Raw genomic sequence first — 15,992 nt, 5'->3', positions numbered from 1 at the left:
GTGGACATGATGGAACAGCCGGGGCTGGCCCGTCGACTCGGCACGGCCGACGCGGTGGTGATCGGGCTCGGCTCGATGGTCGGGGCCGGCGTGTTCTCGGCGTTCGGCCCGGCCGCGCGGGCGGCGGGCGCCGGCCTGCTGATCGGGCTGGGGGTGGCCGCGGCGATCGCGTACTGCAACGCCACCGCGTCGGCGCAGCTGGCCGCGGTCTATCCGACGTCGGGCGGGACGTACATCTACGGGCGCGAACGCCTGGGTCCGTGGTGGGGCTTCGTCGCGGGGTGGGGATTTGTGATCGGCAAGACCGCGTCCTGCGCGGCCATGGCGCTGACCGTCGCGAGCTACGCGGTTCCCGGATCCCTTTGGGCGCAACGCGTCATCGGCGTGGCCGCCGTGGTCCTGCTGGTCGCGCTGAACTACCGCGGGGTCACCAAGACCGCGATGCTGGCCCGAATATTGTTGGCCTGCACGGTGATTGCGCTTGCCGCGGTCGTCATCGGGATCGCGGTCACCAGGCCTGGGCCGTCGCAGCTCATGCATTGGCCCATGGGCACGGTTTATGGCGTTCTGCAGTCGGCCGGGTTGCTGTTCTTCGCCTTCGCCGGTTACGCGCGGATCGCGACGATGGGCGAGGAGGTCCGCGATCCGGCCCGCGTCATCCCCCGGGCGATAACCCTGGCGCTGGCGATCGCCGTCGCGATCTACTTCCTTGTCGGCGTGGCGGCCCTGCTGGCCGCGGGCCCGGATCGGCTGGCGTGCGCCGCCGCGCCGCTGGCGGAGGCGGTGCGGGCCGCCGGGGTGCCGGCGCTGGTGCCGGTGATCACGGTCGGGGCCGCGCTGGCGAGCCTGGGCACGCTGCTGGCGCTGGTCGCCGGGCTCGGGCGCACCGTGCTGGCGATGGCCCGGCACGGGGATCTGCCCGGCTGGCTCGCGGCCGTGCACCCGCGCTACCGGGTGCCGCACCACGCCGAGATCGCGCTCGGGGTGGTCGTCTGCGTGCTGGTGGCCACCGTCGACCTGCGCGGCGTGATCGGGTTCTCGTCGTTCGGGGTGCTGATCTACTACGCGATCGCCAACGCCTCCGCCTTCACGCTGTCGGCCGCCGAGACGCGGCGCCGCCGCGTGCTGAACGTCTGCGGCGCTGCGGGCTGCCTGCTGCTGGTCGCCACGTTGCCGTGGCAGGCCGTGGTCGCCGGCCTGGCCGTCTTCGCCGCCGGGATCGCCGGGCGCGCGGCGGTCAGAGCCCGGCGGCGCGGGTGACGCGGGCGAAGCGACTGGCCGGACCGCAGGCATCGCGCACCACGGCGACGTCGTCGACGACGTCGAAGTCGGCCAGGGGTTCCAGCGGGCTCACGTCAATGCCGTTGTCGCGCAACGCCTTCAGCGTGAGCTCTCCGGTGTTGGGTTGCGACATCGGCACATTTCGCAGGCATTCGGCCATCGCTGGTGCGCGCACGCCCAGCGCCCACCAGCCGCCGTCGCGCGCGGGCCCGAGCACGGCCTGCGTGCCGAGCAACCGACGCGCGCAACCGCCCAGCAGGCCCGCGGTCACCTGCGGGGTGTCCATGCCGATCTGCAGCACCGGGTGTCCGCCCAGGCCCGCGTCGGCGTGCGCGTTGGCGAGCCGATCGGCGAAGCCGTCGCCGCGCTGCTCGATCACCGTGAACGCCCCGAGCCGTCGGCGGAGCTCGACGGCGCCGACCGCGGCGCCCACATCGCCGGTGAGCGCCACCACCCGCGCCACCACCGGCGCGGCGGCCACCGCGTCCAGCGTGTCCAGCAGCGCGGCGGCGGCGATGTCGGCGGCGACCCGGTCGCCGACCGTCGCGGCGAGCCGGGTCTTGGCGCGGCCCGGCTCCGGCGCCTTGGCGACCACCAGCAGGGTCACCGGCAGGCCGCTCACGAGATCACCTTCCAGAAGTCCACGATCGCGGTGATGCTGCCCCGCAGCGAGCCGCTGACCTTCGACTTGCCGCCGGTTCGCGGGCCGTAGCTGACGTCGAGCTCCACCACGCGCCAGCCGGCGGTCGCGGCCCGCACCAGCAGTTCCAGCGGGTACCCGGACCGCCGGTCGGCGACCCCCAGCTCCAGTAGCGCCTCGCGTCGGGCCACCCGCATCGGCGCGATGTCGTGCACCGGCAGCCCGTGGCGGGTGCGCAGCCGCCAGCTCATCACCACGGTGCCCAGCCGGGCGACCCACGGCCAGTGCAGCCCCGGCACCGGGCGGCGCCGGCCGATCACCAGGTCGGCCCGCTCGAGCGCGGCGACCAGCCGGGGCAGCTCCCCGGGGTCCATCGAGCCGTCGGCGTCGATGACCGCCACGATCGGTGTCGTCGCCGCGACGACGCCCGCGTGCACCGCCGAGCCGTAGCCGGCCCGCGGCTCGGCGACCACGTCGGCGCCGTGCCGGCCCGCGACCGTGGCGGTGGCGTCGGTGCTGTTGTTGTCGACCACCAGCGCCCGGTAACCGGCGGGGATCGCCGCCAGCACCCCCGGCAGCGACTCCTCCTCGTTGAGACAGGGCAGCACCACCGTGACCGCGTCGTCGGGCATGGCATTCGACCCTAGGGCGCGCTCAGAACCCGTGACGGGGGACGCCGCCGTGCGGCTGCTGCGGAACTGTCTGCTGCGGAATCTGCTGCTGGGTGTGCGGCTGCGTGGGAACCACCGTCTGCTGGGTCTGCGTCTGCTGCGTCTGGGTCTGCTGCGTCTGGGTCTGCTGCGTCTGGGTCTGCTGCGTCTGGGTCTGCTGCGTCGACGGCGGCGAGTAGGTGGTGGTGGGCGCCTGCTGCGTGGTCGTCGGCGCCTGCTGCGTCGTGGTCGGCGCCTGCTGCGTGGTGGTCGGCGGCGAGTACGTGGTCGTCGGCGGGCTGTACGTCGTGGTCGGCGTGGTGTATGTCGTGGTCGGCGGCGTGTACGGGGTCTGCGTCGGTGTCGTCGGCAGCGTCGGTGTCGTCGGCAGCGTCGGTGTCGTCGGCAGCGTCGGCGTCGTCGGCAGCGTCGGCGCCGTCGGCGGCGTGTACGGCGGCTGCCAGCCCGGGTACGGAACGATCGGGACCGGGACCGGCACGTAACCGGGAGCCGGGGCCACCGGCGCGGGGGCGGCCGGCGGTGCAGCCGGTGCCATCAGCTGCGGCGGGATGTAGCCGTTGGAGTCAGGGATGACGCCGCCCTGGAATCCGGCGTTGGGCTGGTCGGGCGGGGGCGGCGGCACCGGCGCCTGCTGCTGCGTCGGCAGCAGCGGCATGAACTTGCCGGGGGCGGCGTTCTGGTGTCCGATCACGGGCTGTTGGCTGGCCGTCGGCTGCACGGCAACGGCCACCGCGACCGCCAGCGTCGAGAGTCCGATCACGGCGAACGCGATGACCGCGTTGCCCAGCAGCACCGACCGTCGGCTCAGCGGCAGGTGCCCGGTCTCGGCCTCGTCGCCGGCGAAGTCCTCGTACTCGTCGCCGAACTCGCCAGCGCCGTACGGCTCGCCCTCGTCGGCCATCGAGTACGCCAGCTGTTGGTCCGCGGCGGGCGGTTCTGCGGCGGGCGCGAAGGCGGTCTCGTCCCCGGTGAGCCCGGCCGCGGGGGCCATCGCGGTCGCATCGCCCGTGAGCCCCACCGCCGGGGCCATCGCGGTCGCGTCGCCGGCCGCCAACAGCGCCGGGGGCACGGCGGCCAGGGCCGCGCCGCGGGCGACGGCGAATGTGGGGTCGTCGGGAACCTGCACCCGCATGGTCGACGCCTCGCGGATCCGGTCGGCGACGCTGTCCAGGTCGGGGGACGCGCCCATCAGGTAGATGTCGCCCGGGGCGTTCGGCTGGTCGCCCAGCCGGGCCATCAACGTGTCGAACGTGGCGGTGGCCTGATCGGCCGAGCCGCCCGGCAGCGGCGCGCTGGCCAGCAGCGTCGGCGGCGCATCCGCGCCGCCCTCGACCGAAGGGACCGACAGGGTCGCCGTCTGGTCGCCGAACACCAGCGCGGCGCCGGGCCGCCCCGCCGCGCGCATCAGCGCGGTGACCGCCTGCGACTCCGGCAGCACCGCGACGTTCATCACGCCGGAGTGTTCCAGCGCCTGGCGCAGCCGGTCGGCCTGGGAATCGTCCGTCCAGCAAACACGGGTCGCGGCCAGCCGGTGGTTTTCGCCGGCCAACAGCCGGTTCGTGCCGGCCACCGTGTCGGTCAGCGTCCCGATCGGGTCGTCGGCGAGCTCGACTTCGTACTGGTCGATCACGTCAGCACCCTGTGCGCCCGGCCCGACGAGCGCCAAGCGGGCAACGGGGCCGGTGACCGCGACCCCCAAAACGACGTCCATCCCGACTCTCCTTCGGCTGGCCACCCCGCAACCAGCATGTCCCCGCAGCATTACACTGCGATACCGACGGCAGCGATAGTCATTCGGGCGACAGCGTCGGCCTCTGAGCGCAGCGTAACCGGGTTCCCTCTGCGCGGAACAACTTCCCGGATTCGCACGTTCACGTCGCAGCCGCTGCCGCGTTGTCCGAATGGATTATGTTTCCAAATAGAGCAACGCAAGCGACCGGCCCGGTGGTTCCCTAGCCACCCAACCGAAGCGGCACCGCCAGCAACCGTCCTCGATACCGGGGGGAACCGTGAGCCAGAGCAGCGACGAGGCGCCTACCGGCCCCATCAACGGCCGGCCGCAGCGACCGGCGCGGCACCGCAACGTCGCCGTCGACCTGACCGCCGCCACCCTGCTCGTCGTCGCGCTGGTGCTGCCGTGGAACCTGTATTCCGGCCTGACCATTGCGGGCAGCAACGGCGTCGTGCTCGCCGTGCTGTTCGCGGTGACGCTGCTGTCACTGATCTCGCTGGCCGCGCCCGCCAAACGGATTCGGCTGTGGCTCAACGTCCCCTACCTGCTGGTGGTGGCGGCCTGCGTGGTTTTCGACGCGTTCGAGACCGTCCGATTCGGCGGCAGCGTGACCGTGCCGGGCGGGGTGGGGCCGGGAGCGTGGCTGGGGATCGCCGGCTCGCTGCTGAGCGCGCAACCGGCGGTCGCCGGCGACGACAGGTTCGCCGGGTGGCTGCGGGCCGCCCGCAACATCGGCTACGCCTCGATTGTGTTGGCGGTGGCCAGCTTTGGCTTCAACCTGTACTGGCGGTTGAAGTACGCGCTGACCGGCGCGGGCGGTTCGGCCGGCTTCGGCAAGCAGAACATCGCGGTCATCGCGACGGCGGTGGTGTACGGCGTGGTGGCGCTGGTTGCCGTCGTCGTCGCGTCGCGGTGGCTGCTGCGCAACACCAAGGCAGCCCGGCTGGCGACCGTCGCGCTCGGGGCGTCGACGCTGGTCGCCGGGATCGTCGTGTGGGGCCTGCCCGTCGGCCGCGACATCGACGCGTTCCACGGCATCGCGCAGAACACGTCGACGGCCGGGGTCGGGTTCGAGGGTTTCCTGGCGTGGGCGGCGGCCGCGGCGATCTTTGCCCGGCTGCCCGGCGACCGGGGCGCGTCGACCGAGCCGAACGCGTGGCGGGCGGCGGCCCGAAATGGCTTGCTGCTCATCGTCGTGTGGTGCCTGGGGTCGATGGCGATGAGGATCACCGACCTGGCCGTCGGCGTGATGCTGAACTACCCGTACTCGCGCTACGACAGCATCGTGCTGGCGGCGTTCGACCTGGGCACCGCGGTCATCGCGATCTGGCTGCGCGTCAACCTGGCCAATGACGCCGTCTCGGCCAGGCTGATCTCGTCGCTGTGCGGACTCGTTGCGACACTGAGCATTTCGCGCGTCATCGTGGGTGTCGTGCTGGCCCCGCGGTTCGCGGAAGTGCCCGCCGCCGCGCACAACCCGGTGTACGGGAACAATCTCGCCCAGCAGATCACCAGCACCTTCGACGTGGCGCTGTGCGGGCTGGCCCTGTGCATCCTGGCCGCCGCGATCGTCACGGGTCAGCTCACCGGACGTCGGGTGCGACGGCGCAGGCCGCCCGCCGCGCGCAAGCCCGTCCGGCCGCCGTCGGCCGCGCCGACGACACGTGTCCGGGTCGGCGAGTCGCCCAGGATCTTCCGCGGCGACGACTCCGGCACCGGGCGCATGGCGGTCCCCAAGCCCAAGATCTACCGGCCGCCGGGGCGCTAGCGAACGTGGGGGCTATGGACGAAAACCGGTCGTTCTGTGTGCATAGCCCCCACGCTCGACGCGCGGTTTCGACCGCGCCGCTAACGCAGCGGCGCGAACGCGAACTCGCGAAGGCCCTCCCGCGGGTCGACGGCCGCGCGGAAGCCCAGCACCTCGGCGGCGCGGGCGGGATCGGCGACGATGTGACGCACGTCGCCGCTGCGATACTGCCCGGTGATGATCGGATGCACCGACGCAGCTCGCGCATCGCAGAGCGCGGTGGCCACGTCCCGGATCGAGATGGGTTGTCCCGAGCAGACATTGACCGCGGTGAAGCCGTCGCGCGTTGACGACACGGCCGCGACGTTGGCGGCGGCCACGTCGTCGACGTGAACGAAGTCGCGCATCTGGCCGCCGTCCTCGAAAACCCTTGGCGGCTCGCCCTTTTCCAACGCCGACCGGAAGATCGCCGCCACCCCGGAGTACGGGGTGTCGCGCGGCATGCCGGGGCCGTACACGTTGTGGTAGCGCAACGCCACCACCGAGCCGCCCGTCGACTCCGACCACGCCAGCGCGTAATGCTCCTGCGCGGTCTTGCTGGCCGCGTACAGGCTGCGCGGCCGCAGCGCCGCGTCCTCGTCGACCAGCCGCCAGGCCAGCTCCTCGCCGCCGACCGGGCAGCGGTGCTCGAAGACCCCGGCGTCCAGGTCCGCCCGCCGCCGCGGCAGCGGGTCCACCGGCCCGTGCGCGGGGCAGTCGTATCGGCCCTGCCCGTAGACCACCATCGAGGACGCCAGCACCAAACGGCGCACCCCCGCGGCGAACATCTGCGCCAGCAGCACGGTGGTGGCGAAATCGTTGTGCGCGCCGTAGGCGGGCGCGTCGGCGGCGTCCACCCCGGCGCCCACCATCGCGGCCTGGTGGCACACCAGGTCGACGCCGCGCAGCAGCGGGGCCAGCGCGTCGGCGTCGCGGACGTCGACGTTCCGGCATCCCGCCGGCAGCACGGGGTTCGGGCCGTGCGCGGCGGGCAGCAGCGCGTCGACGGCCACCACGTCGTGGCCCGCCGCGCGCAGCGCCGCGTGCACCCGCGACCCGATGAACCCGGCCGCCCCAGTGAGCAACACCCTCACGGCAGCTCCACCGGCAGCGTGACGCCGGTGTGCGCCAGGCAGTGCGTGCAGTCGCGTTCGGCGGCGACCCGGCCGATCGCCGAGCGCACCAGCTCCTTGAACGGCGGCATGTTTTTCTCGAACTCGGCGAACACGTCTACGGCCTTCACCCCCTCGCCCGCCGCGACGCCGGCATCCAGGTCGGTCACCAAACCGATTGCCGCATAGCATATTTCGAGCTCCCGGGCCAGCACCGCCTCCGGGTACCCGGTCATGTTGACCAAACCGACGCCGGCGGAGGCGAACCAGCGGCTCTCGGCCCGGGTGGAAAACCGCGGTCCCTGGATCACCACCACGGTGCCGCCATCGACCACGCCGGGCAGGCCGGTGACCGCCGAGCGCAGCGTCGGGCAGTACGGGTCGGCGAAGTCGACGTGCACGGCGCCGGAGTCGAAGTAGGTGTCGGCGCGGCCGGTGGTGCGGTCCACCAGCTGGTCGGGCACCACCACGGTGCCGGGGCCGTGTTCGGGATTCAGGCTGCCGACCGCGCACGGCGCGAACACCCGCCGCACCCCGAGCTTGCGCAGCGCCCACATGTTGGCCCGGTAGGGCACGGTGTGCGCCGAGTATTCGTGCCGGGCGCCATGGCGGGGCAGGAACGCGACCTCGTGCCCCCCGACGGCGCCGACGGTGACCGGGGCGCTCGGCTCGCCGTACGGGGTGTCCACGTCGACGTCGCGGACGCCGGACTCGAAGAACGTGTAGAAACCGCTGCCGCCGATCACTCCGAGCATCCGCCCATTGTGGTGCATGAGGCAGGATGCCCTGGTGGCCAGTTTCGCGCAGTGGATCTCGGGGGCGCGGCCGCGGACGCTGCCCAACGCGGTGGCGCCGGTGGTCGCGGGCACCGGCGCGGCGGCCTGGCTGCACTCGGCCGTGTGGTGGAAGGCGCTGCTGGCGCTGACCGTCGCGGTCGCGCTGATCATCGGCGTCAACTACGCCAACGACTACTCCGACGGCATCCGCGGCACCGACGACGAGCGGGCCGGCCCGGTGCGGCTGGTCGGCTCGCGGCTGGCGAGCCCGCGGTCCGTGCTGGCCGCCGCGGTGACCGGGTTGACGGTCGGCGCGGCGGCCGGGTTGGCGCTGGCGCTGGTGAGCTCGCCGTGGCTGATCGTGGTCGGCGCCGCCTGCATCGCCGGGGCGTGGCTGTACACCGGCGGGTCAAAACCCTACGGCTACTTGGGTTTTGGCGAGGCCGCGGTGTTCGTCTTCTTCGGCCTGGTCGCGGTGCTCGGCACCGAGTACACGCAGGCGCTGCGGGTGGACTGGGTGGGCCTGGTGCTGGCGGTGGCGATCGGGGCGCTGTCGTCGTCGGTGCTGGTGGCCAACAACCTGCGGGACATCCCGACCGATGCGCGGTCGGGCAAGATCACCCTGGCGGTTCGGCTGGGCGATGCGCGCACCCGGGCGCTGTATCAGGCGCTGCTGGCGACGGCCGGGGTGTTGACGCTGGCGCTGATGCTGGCGACGCCGTGGTGCGCGGCGGGGCTGGTGGCCACGCCGCTGGCCCTGCGCGCAGCGCGGCCGGTCCGGTCCGGGCGCGGCGGGCCGGAGCTGATCCCGGTGCTGCGCGACACCGGGCTGGCGATGATCGTGTGGGCGGTCGCGGTCGCCGCGGCGTTGGCGCTGGCCGGGCGTTGAGTGTGCGCTCAGGGCGTCGAGCGTGCGCTCAGGGCGTCGAGCGTGCGCTCAGGGTGGAGTTGAGCGCCGGATCCCGCCGCACGTTCACACCGGAAGCCGCCGATGCACACTCGACGGGAGGCGGCCTACGATCCGATAACAACACCGCCTACCGAGGACCACAATGAACCAGATCGCCACGACCAGTGGGCCCAAGAGCATCGGACTGCTCAGTGTCGGGGCGTACCGGCCCGAGCGCGTCGTCACCAATGACGAGCTGTGCCGCACCATCGACTCCTCCGACGAGTGGATCTACTCGCGAACCGGGATCAAGACCCGCCGCTTCGCCGCCCGCGACGAATCCGCCGCGTCCATGGCGATTGCCGCCGGCCGGGAGGCGATCGGGAAGGCCGACCTCACGGCGGGCGACATCGACGGCGTGATCGTCGCGACCAGCACCCATTTCCTGCAGACCCCGGCCTGCGCCCCCGAGGTCGCGACGGGCCTGGGCGCCACGGGTGTGCCCGCCTTCGACATCTCGGCCGGATGCGCCGGCTTCGGGTACGCGATCGGCGTGGCGGCCGACATGATCCGCGGCGGGAGCGCCGGCAAGGTGCTGGTCATCGGCTCGGAGAAACTGTCGCCCACGATCGACATGCAGGACCGCAGCAACTGCTTCATCTTCGCCGACGGCGCCGCCGGGGTGGTGGTGGGCGAGACGCCGGTTCAGGGCATCGGGCCGACCATCGCGGGCAGCGACGGCGAGCAGGTGAAGGCCATCCGCCAGGACATCGACTGGATCGACTACATGGACGACCCGACGGGCCCCCGCCCCTTCCTGCGGCTCGAGGGCAGCGCGGTGTTCCGCTGGGCGGCCTTCGAGATGGGCAAGGTCGGCCGGCAGGCGATGGACGCGGCGGGCATCCGGCCCGACGAGGTCGACGTGTTCATCCCGCACCAGGCCAACAGCCGGATCAACGAGGTCCTGGCCAAGAACCTGGAGCTGCGACCGGACGCGGTCATCGCCAACGACATCGAGCACACCGGAAACACGTCCGCGGCCTCCATTCCCCTGGCGATGGCCGAGCTGCTGGCGACCGGGGCGGCCAAGGCCGGCGACCTCGCGCTGCTGCTCGGGTACGGCGCGGGCCTGAGCTACGCCGCCCAGGTCGTGCTGATGCCGAACGGGTGAGGGCTCACCCGTCGGGGCCGGGGCCGTCGTCGGGGTCGGCCACCGCCTCGCCGCGCAGCCGGGCCTGCAGCTGTTCGCGTTCGACGCGCCGGCGTTCGCCGGCCACGGCCAGCGCCGCGGTGGCGCGCCGGCGCAGCGGGGCGAACAGCCAGATGCCCAGGGGCATCGCGATGATCAACGCGAACAACGCCGCCACGACAATCGGGAACTGGGTGACCCCGAGCAGTCGCGCGATCCCGTAGATCGCGGCGGCGAGGACGACGAACAGCAGCAGCCGCGCCGCGGCATACACCAGAACGTCGACGACGACGCGGTTTCGGCCGGGCTCGGCCGCGTGGTCGCTAGGCTCCTCTGACACGGGTCGAGCCTACGGCGCGGGTATATTCGCTCGAAGGAGGTGTTGAGTGCTCTACCTGCTGCTCGTCCTGGTGTTGGGGACGCTGGTCTACATTGGCTGGCGCGCGGCCCGGTCCCAGACCCACCGGCCGAAGACCCGCGTCATCGGACCCGACGACGATCCAGAGTTCTTGCGGCGGTTGGGAAACGGCGACAACAACCCCCTTTAGGCGACACCCGGATTGCGCTCGCCGGGGAACCCGTCGGCGACGACGGCGGCCAGCTCGGTGATCGCCTCGCGGGTACCGCGCCGCAGCAGATCCAGGTTGATCTCGGCGCCCTCTTCGAGGTGGGGGTCGAACGGTAACAGCCGCACCGCGCGGCAGCGCCGCGAGAAGTGATCGACCACCTTGTTCATGTCGACCTTGCCGGTGCGTGACCGCACCGCGTTGATGACCGCGATCGAGTCGCGGACCTTCTCCTGGTGGCCGTGGGCGTCCAGCCAGTCCAGCGTCGCCGAGGCGCTGCGCGCGCCGTCGATGGATCCGGAGCTGACCACGATCAGCAGGTCGGCCCGGTCCAGCACCGCCGACATCACGGAATGCAGCAGCCCGGGACCGCAGTCGGTGAGCACCAGGCCGTAGTAGCGCTCCAGGACGTCCAGGGTGCGGGTGTAGTCCTCGGCGCTGAACGCGTCCGAGATGGCCGGGTCGCTTTCCGATGCCACGATCTCCAGCCCGCTGGGCCCCTTCGAGGTGTAGCGGCGGACATCGCTGTAGCGCTCGATGCTGCCCGCGTCGTGCAGCAGCTGGCGCACGGTGGCCGACGTCTCCAGCGGGATCTTCTGGCTCAGCGTGCCGTGATCGGGGTTGGCGTCCAGCGCCACCACCCGGTCGCCGCGGATCGAGGCGAAGGTGGCCCCCAGCGTCGCGGTGATCGTGGTCTTGCCCACGCCACCCTTCAACGACAGCAGCGCGACCCGGTAGGAACCGCGCAACGGCCGGTTGACCTGGGCCACCAGGTTGTTGTAGCGGGCGGCCCGCGGGCTCTCCCCGAGGTTGATCAGATGACCGGACAGCTCGTAGAGCAGCCGTCGCCAGCCCTCCGAAGGCGGCGGCTTGACCGGCCGCAGCAGCACGCCCGTGGACAGCTCCGGATAGGGCGTGTGCGGGACGTGCTCGGGGCGGTACGGGGCCGCTTGGGCCTCCGCGGGCGGCGCGTCGGCCGGGCCGTTGTAGTAGGCGCCGAAGGCCGTCGGGTCGACGCGCGGGATGCCGGTGACCGGCGTGGGATCCCAGGGCGGCATTCCGGCACGGGCCGCCGTCGGCGCCGCCGTCGTCTCGTGCTTCTCGGGCCCGGGGACCCGCCGCTCGGTGCGGAACCCGGCGAAGGCCCGCGTCGGCGCGTCGCCGGAGTCGGCCGACGATTCGCCGGCCTGCTCGGTGGGCTCCTTCGGCTGTTGAGCCCTCAGCTCTGTGGTCGGATGTTCGGGCGCCCCCACGCTCGGCTGGTCGGACACGTGCACTCCCCCTTGTTGCAGTTTTCTTGGGTCGGTTGCTAGCTGTCAGCCCACGCCGGCATAAGAATGCAGGCCCACAGTCACCAGATTAACGAAGAACAAGTTGAAGACCATGGCCACGAAGCCCACCACGTTGATCCATGCGGCCTTCCTGTCCCGCCATCCGGCGGTCGACCTGGCGTGCAGATAGGCCGCGTATACCACCCACGCCACGAACGAAACCGTCTCCTTGGGGTCCCAGCCCCAGTACCTGCCCCAGGCCTGCTCGGCCCAGATCGCGCCGAAGATGACGCCGAAACCGAACACCGGGAACGCGAAGATCGTGGTCCGGTAGGCGATGCGGTCCAGGGTCTGCGCGTCGGGGAATCGCCGCACCACCCGTGCCAGCGCGCCCTCGGCGTCCGGCCCGCCCAGCCGCGAGGTGCGCAGCAGGAACAGGATGCTGGCGATGCCGGCGACCAGGAAGACCCCGGAGCCGAGGCTGACCACCGACACGTGAATGGGCAGCCAGTAGGACTGCAGCGCCGGCATCACCGGGGCGGCGTTGGTGTACAGCCAGCGCCCGGAGACGGTCAGCAGGATCAGGACCGGCAGCAGCAGGAACACCCACAGCGGGCGGTGTTGCGGGCGGCGCAGCACCAGGGCGCCGGCGACCAGGCCGCAAAAGCAGGTCAGGTTGATGAACTCGTACATGTTGCCCCACGGCACCCGCAGGGTGGCCAGGCCGCGCAGCACGATGCACGCCAGCAGCAGCCCGATGCCCAGGTAGACGACGGCCATCCCGGCCCGCCCGGCGCGTTCGTCGAACGGCCGGCCCCCGACGTCGTCGACGATGCCGGGGGTGGCGGCGTCGGCGGCCACCGAACCCGCCAGGATCCGCTCGCGCCGGTCGGCGCGGCGGCCGCCGGCGTAGGCCAGCTCCACCGCCAGCAGCAACAGCGCGACGACCAGGGCCACCACCGCCGAGGTGAACGCCCAGTCCGAGTAGCGCGCCAGTTCGACGTTGACGTGCAGGGTGTTCATGTGACGTCCACCTCGGAGCTCCTTCGCGACGCCGGGGACTCGCCGAGATCGGCAACCAACCGCTCGGACAGCTTGTCGAACTCCTCCCCCCAGCCGGAGTTGTCGGTGCGCGCCAGGCCGCCCAGCTCGACGTTCACCGTACCCGGCCCGGCCTCGTCGGTGACCGGCGTCAGGCGCACCCACACCCGGCGCCGCCGCACCAGCAACGAGACCAGCAGCCCGGCCATCATCGCGATGGCGAACACCAGCACCCACCTCTGGCCGGGGTCGTGGGACACCTGCAGGTTGACGAACGGCACCGCGCCGTCGAACCGGACGACGGTGCCCGCCGCCGGGCCCCGGTCGATCCTGACCTCCTGGCCGGCGCGCAGGTTGACCCTCGCCTCCTTGGTCAGCCGGCCCTGCTGGATCAGCCGCGGATCCAGGGTGAACAGCGATTGGGGCCGGCCGGTGTCCAGGCCGGTGTCGCCGCGGTAGATGTCGACGGCGACGGCGGGGGCGTTCAGGGCCGGGAACCGCGACGACAGCAGCGCGCCGTCCAGCTGCTCGGTCGGCGCCAGCAGGCCCTGGATGGCGATCTCGTGGTTGCGGCGCTCGGCGGGGTCGGGGTAGCTGCCGGCGGGCGGGTCGATGCGCACCACGCCCGACGACAGCAGGGTCAGCGGGTTGTCGGGCCGCCATTGCACGGTCGACGTCCGGGTCTGACCGTCCGGGAAGGTGACGGTGAAGGTGGGCGCGTAGCCGTGGCCCTGCAGGTACACCCGGTCGCCGCCGACCCGCAGCGGGTGGTTGACCTCCAGCCGGTAGGGCCGCCAGCTGTTGGCCGCCAGGTCACGGCCGGCCTGATAGTCGATGTCGGCGGCGAACGAGGTGGCCTGACCCGACTGCAGGTAGTGTGCCTGAAAGTCGTTGACGCGGATGCAGATTGGGTGCAGCGAGGTGCCGTCGACGGTGTTGCCGGCGCGGAACGAGTCGAACGCGGCGGGCGACGCCGAGCAGAAGCCGGGGCCGCCGTCGGCGATGACGATGACGTTGCCCTCGTAGCCGAACAGCTTGCCGACGGCCACCGCGACCAGCAGGCCCAGCAGCGCGAAGTGGAAGACCAGGTTGCCGAATTCGCGCAGATAGCCCTTCTCGGCCGACACCTCGACGGATTCTCCCGTCGGGTCCTCGTGGTGGCGGATGGCCGTGCGCCAGCCGCGCAGCCGGCGGCTGATGGTGTTCGCCAGGCGGTTCAGCTCCCCGGGCTCGGCGACGATCCGGGTGCTCGCGTGCTTGGGCAGCCGGGCCAGGTTGCGTGGCGCCGCGACGGGTGTGGCGCGCAGGCTGCGGGCGTGCTCGATGGTCCGCGGGGTCAGGCAGCCGACCAGGGACACGAACAGCAGCACGTAGATGGCGGTGAACCAGAAGCTGGAGAACACGTCGAAGGCCTGCAGCCGATCCAGCCACGGGCCGATCGTCGGATGCGCGGCCAGATAGTCGGCGACCTTGCCGGCGTTGAGGTTGCGCTGCGGCAGCAGGGCGCCGGGTATCGCACCGAGCGCGAGCAGGCACAGCAGCACCAGCGCGGTGCCCATCGAGGTCAGCGCGCGCCAGGCGTTGCGCGCTGTGGCGAGCAGACGCAAAAGTCCCCCAAAACGCGGCGTTTTGGGGACTTTTGCGTCTGCTCGCGCCACTAGACCGGCAGCCTCACGTCGGACACGAACGCGTCGCGCAGCCAGGAGATGAAGTCGTTCCACACCCCGGTGACCAGCAGGGCGCCCACCGCGATCAGCAGCGCGCCGCCGAAGATCTGGATGGCCCGGGTGTGCCGGCGCAGCCAGCCCAGGCCCGCCACCGCGCCCGCCGAGCCGAACGCCAGCAAGATGAAGGGGATCCCCAGCCCCAGGCAGTACGCGACCACCAGCGCGACGCCGCGCGCGACGTTGGCGCCCTCGGTGGCCGAGGCGACGGTGATCACGCCGGTCAGCGTCGGCCCCAGGCACGGCGTCCAGCCGAGCCCGAACACCGCGCCCAGCACCGGCGCCCCGGCCACCGTCGTGAACCGGCGCGGGCTGAACCGGGCCTCGCGCTGCAAAACCGGCACGAGGCCGACGAACACCAGCCCCATCACGATGGTCAGCACGCCCCCAACCCGTTGCAGCGCAAGCTGATTGGTGATCAGCGTGGTGGTCATGCCGAGGACCGCGACGGTGCCCAGCAAGAAGACGGTGGTGAACCCGGCCACGAACAGCGCCGCGGACCCGGCGACCCGCCACCGGGCCGACGGCGGGGCCTTCACCGCGCCCGGCGGCGGCTGCTCGTCCACGCCCACGACGGCGGCCAGATACGACAGGTAGCCCGGCACCAGCGGCACCACGCACGGCGAGGCGAACGACACCAGCCCGGCCAGCAGGCACACGCCCAGCGCCACCAGCAGCGGGCCGGCGGCGGCGATCTCGGTGAACCCGGTCACTCTTTGGCCACCCGCTGCACCACCGGCTGCAGGTCCTGGGCCAGCAGTTCGCGCAGGAACACCGCCGCGACCCGGTGCTGGCGGTCCAGCAGCAGCGTGGACGGGATGACCGTGGTGGGGTACTTGCCGCCGAAGGCGATCAGGGTGCGCATCGCCGGGTCGTAGATCGACGGGTACGTCACATGCCGGTCGTCGACGAAGTCCAGCGCCGCCTGGCGGTTGTTGTCGCGGGCGTCGATGCCGAGAAAGGCCACCCCGGAGGCCCGGGTGGCGTCGTAGACCTGCTGCAGCTGGCCGACCTCGGCGCGGCACGGCCCGCACCACTGCCCCCAGACGTTGACGACGACGACGTTGCCGGCGAAGGGGGCGTCGCTCAGCGAGATGGTGTGCGCCGGGTCCGCGAGGTCCGGCCCGGACAGCGGGCCGGGGCGGCCGCGGCTGGCCGGCGGGTCGTAGAGGATGTCGGTCTTGCCGCCCGGCGACACGAACTCGAAGGTGCCGCCCTGCGCCACCGCGTCGCGGCCGGAGCAGCCCGCGCAGCCCGCCAGCAGTAGGGCCAGCGCCGCCCCGGCCATCACCAGCCGCCTCATGATGCGGGGCC

The 15,992-nt window shown here is 72.3% G+C and carries 16 protein-coding genes; 5 read left to right on the top strand and 11 right to left on the bottom strand.

From position 1 onward, the window contains the following. Window positions 1-6: 6 nt before the first annotated feature. Window positions 7-1,260 carry an APC family permease gene (locus tag AC5Y6X_RS19420; protein WP_420715963.1) on the top strand — a complete coding sequence of 418 codons (1,254 nt, stop codon included), beginning with the start codon at window positions 7-9 and terminating at the stop codon, window positions 1,258-1,260. Here the strand turns inward: AC5Y6X_RS19420 and AC5Y6X_RS19415 are convergent. The 3 genes from AC5Y6X_RS19415 to AC5Y6X_RS19405 are packed head-to-tail and all read right to left on the bottom strand — an operon-like array spanning window position 1,238 to window position 4,303. Further along, a complete protein-coding gene (locus tag AC5Y6X_RS19415; protein WP_324681089.1) occupies window positions 1,238-1,903 on the bottom strand; it encodes a TIGR04282 family arsenosugar biosynthesis glycosyltransferase in 666 nt (221 codons plus the stop codon). The two genes, AC5Y6X_RS19420 and AC5Y6X_RS19415, sit on opposite strands and share 23 nt — an antisense overlap. Next, entirely contained in the window at window positions 1,900-2,553 is a 654-nt protein-coding gene (locus tag AC5Y6X_RS19410) for a glycosyltransferase family 2 protein (RefSeq protein WP_324681090.1), read from the bottom strand. The genes AC5Y6X_RS19415 and AC5Y6X_RS19410 overlap by 4 nt, the downstream gene beginning before the upstream one ends. Window positions 2,554-2,575: 22 nt before the next feature. Beyond that, on the bottom strand, window positions 2,576-4,303 hold the full coding sequence (locus tag AC5Y6X_RS19405) for a DUF7159 family protein (protein WP_324681091.1): 1,728 nt from the start codon (window positions 4,301-4,303) through the stop codon (window positions 2,576-2,578). A 334-nt stretch (window positions 4,304-4,637) separates the two neighbouring features. On the opposite strand from AC5Y6X_RS19405, the gene AC5Y6X_RS19400 reads away from it, so the two are divergent. Beyond that, the gene (locus AC5Y6X_RS19400) at window positions 4,638-6,092 is read left to right on the top strand and encodes a DUF7937 domain-containing protein (RefSeq protein ID WP_499988876.1); all 1,455 of its coding nucleotides are present in this window, start codon (window positions 4,638-4,640) and stop codon (window positions 6,090-6,092) included. Between the two features lie 80 nt (window positions 6,093-6,172). Here AC5Y6X_RS19400 and AC5Y6X_RS19395 read toward each other — a convergent pair whose 3' ends face one another. Beyond that, window positions 6,173-7,204 (bottom strand): NAD-dependent epimerase/dehydratase family protein, encoded by a 1,032-nt coding sequence (locus AC5Y6X_RS19395; protein ID WP_499988510.1) that lies wholly within the window; start codon window positions 7,202-7,204, stop codon window positions 6,173-6,175. Further along, entirely contained in the window at window positions 7,201-7,977 is a 777-nt protein-coding gene (locus tag AC5Y6X_RS19390) for an S-methyl-5'-thioadenosine phosphorylase (RefSeq protein ID WP_499988508.1), read from the bottom strand. Before AC5Y6X_RS19390 ends, AC5Y6X_RS19395 begins: the two co-directional genes overlap by 4 nt. Window positions 7,978-8,011: 34 nt before the next feature. Here AC5Y6X_RS19390 and AC5Y6X_RS19385 point away from each other — a divergent pair, with 34 nt between their 5' ends. Together AC5Y6X_RS19385 and AC5Y6X_RS19380 are read left to right on the top strand one after the other, a co-directional pair. After that, window positions 8,012-8,887 carry a 1,4-dihydroxy-2-naphthoate polyprenyltransferase gene (locus tag AC5Y6X_RS19385; RefSeq protein ID WP_499988506.1) on the top strand — a complete coding sequence of 292 codons (876 nt, stop codon included), beginning with the start codon at window positions 8,012-8,014 and terminating at the stop codon, window positions 8,885-8,887. A 163-nt stretch (window positions 8,888-9,050) separates the two neighbouring features. Beyond that, a complete protein-coding gene (locus tag AC5Y6X_RS19380) occupies window positions 9,051-10,058 on the top strand; it encodes a beta-ketoacyl-ACP synthase III (protein ID WP_499988504.1) in 1,008 nt (335 codons plus the stop codon). 4 nt (window positions 10,059-10,062) lie between these two features. Here AC5Y6X_RS19380 and AC5Y6X_RS19375 read toward each other — a convergent pair whose 3' ends face one another. Then, a complete protein-coding gene (locus AC5Y6X_RS19375) occupies window positions 10,063-10,416 on the bottom strand; it encodes a DUF4229 domain-containing protein (RefSeq protein ID WP_499988503.1) in 354 nt (117 codons plus the stop codon). Between the two features lie 46 nt (window positions 10,417-10,462). Here AC5Y6X_RS19375 and AC5Y6X_RS19370 point away from each other — a divergent pair, with 46 nt between their 5' ends. After that, window positions 10,463-10,624, top strand: coding sequence for a hypothetical protein (locus AC5Y6X_RS19370; protein WP_324681097.1), 162 nt, complete (start codon window positions 10,463-10,465; stop codon window positions 10,622-10,624). On the opposite strand, the gene AC5Y6X_RS19365 is transcribed toward AC5Y6X_RS19370, so the two are convergent. The 5 genes from AC5Y6X_RS19365 to AC5Y6X_RS19345 all read right to left on the bottom strand — a co-directional run bounded on the left by AC5Y6X_RS19365 (window position 10,621) and on the right by AC5Y6X_RS19345 (window position 15,981). Then, on the bottom strand, window positions 10,621-11,865 hold the full coding sequence (locus AC5Y6X_RS19365; protein WP_499988874.1) for a MinD/ParA family ATP-binding protein: 1,245 nt from the start codon (window positions 11,863-11,865) through the stop codon (window positions 10,621-10,623). The genes AC5Y6X_RS19370 and AC5Y6X_RS19365 overlap by 4 nt on opposite strands. Before the next feature lie 93 nt (window positions 11,866-11,958). After that, window positions 11,959-12,936: a c-type cytochrome biogenesis protein CcsB gene (ccsB, locus tag AC5Y6X_RS19360; RefSeq protein WP_499988501.1), complete on the bottom strand. Its 978-nt coding sequence runs from the start codon at window positions 12,934-12,936 to the stop codon at window positions 11,959-11,961. Beyond that, window positions 12,933-14,513, bottom strand: a complete 1,581-nt coding sequence (locus AC5Y6X_RS19355) for a cytochrome c biogenesis protein ResB (protein ID WP_499988872.1) — start codon at window positions 14,511-14,513, stop codon at window positions 12,933-12,935. The genes ccsB and AC5Y6X_RS19355 overlap by 4 nt, the downstream gene beginning before the upstream one ends. Window positions 14,514-14,611: 98 nt before the next feature. After that, window positions 14,612-15,391: a cytochrome c biogenesis CcdA family protein gene (locus tag AC5Y6X_RS19350; RefSeq protein ID WP_499988500.1), complete on the bottom strand. Its 780-nt coding sequence runs from the start codon at window positions 15,389-15,391 to the stop codon at window positions 14,612-14,614. After that, window positions 15,388-15,981, bottom strand: coding sequence for a TlpA disulfide reductase family protein (locus tag AC5Y6X_RS19345; RefSeq protein WP_499988870.1), 594 nt, complete (start codon window positions 15,979-15,981; stop codon window positions 15,388-15,390). Before AC5Y6X_RS19345 ends, AC5Y6X_RS19350 begins: the two co-directional genes overlap by 4 nt. Window positions 15,982-15,992: the final 11 nt, after the last annotated feature.

This window comes from Mycobacterium sp. NGS26, assembly GCF_059813025.1.
This window is presented reverse-complemented; position numbering and strand designations above follow the sequence as displayed.

Bases quoted from the DNA above. Each gene is read 5' to 3' on its own strand.
- AC5Y6X_RS19380 (WP_499988504.1), top strand. From the start codon at position 9,051: ATGAACCAGATCGCCACGACCAGTGGGCCCAAGAGCATCGGACTGCTC.
- AC5Y6X_RS19345 (WP_499988870.1), bottom strand. From the start codon at position 15,981: ATGAGGCGGCTGGTGATGGCCGGGGCGGCGCTGGCCCTACTGCTGGCG.
- AC5Y6X_RS19390 (WP_499988508.1), bottom strand. From the start codon at position 7,977: ATGCTCGGAGTGATCGGCGGCAGCGGTTTCTACACGTTCTTCGAGTCC.
- AC5Y6X_RS19355 (WP_499988872.1), bottom strand. From the start codon at position 14,513: ATGGGCACCGCGCTGGTGCTGCTGTGCCTGCTCGCGCTCGGTGCGATA.
- AC5Y6X_RS19410 (WP_324681090.1), bottom strand. From the start codon at position 2,553: ATGCCCGACGACGCGGTCACGGTGGTGCTGCCCTGTCTCAACGAGGAG.
- AC5Y6X_RS19405 (WP_324681091.1), bottom strand. From the start codon at position 4,303: ATGGACGTCGTTTTGGGGGTCGCGGTCACCGGCCCCGTTGCCCGCTTG.
- ccsB (WP_499988501.1), bottom strand. From the start codon at position 12,936: ATGAACACCCTGCACGTCAACGTCGAACTGGCGCGCTACTCGGACTGG.
- AC5Y6X_RS19420 (WP_420715963.1), top strand. From the start codon at position 7: ATGATGGAACAGCCGGGGCTGGCCCGTCGACTCGGCACGGCCGACGCG.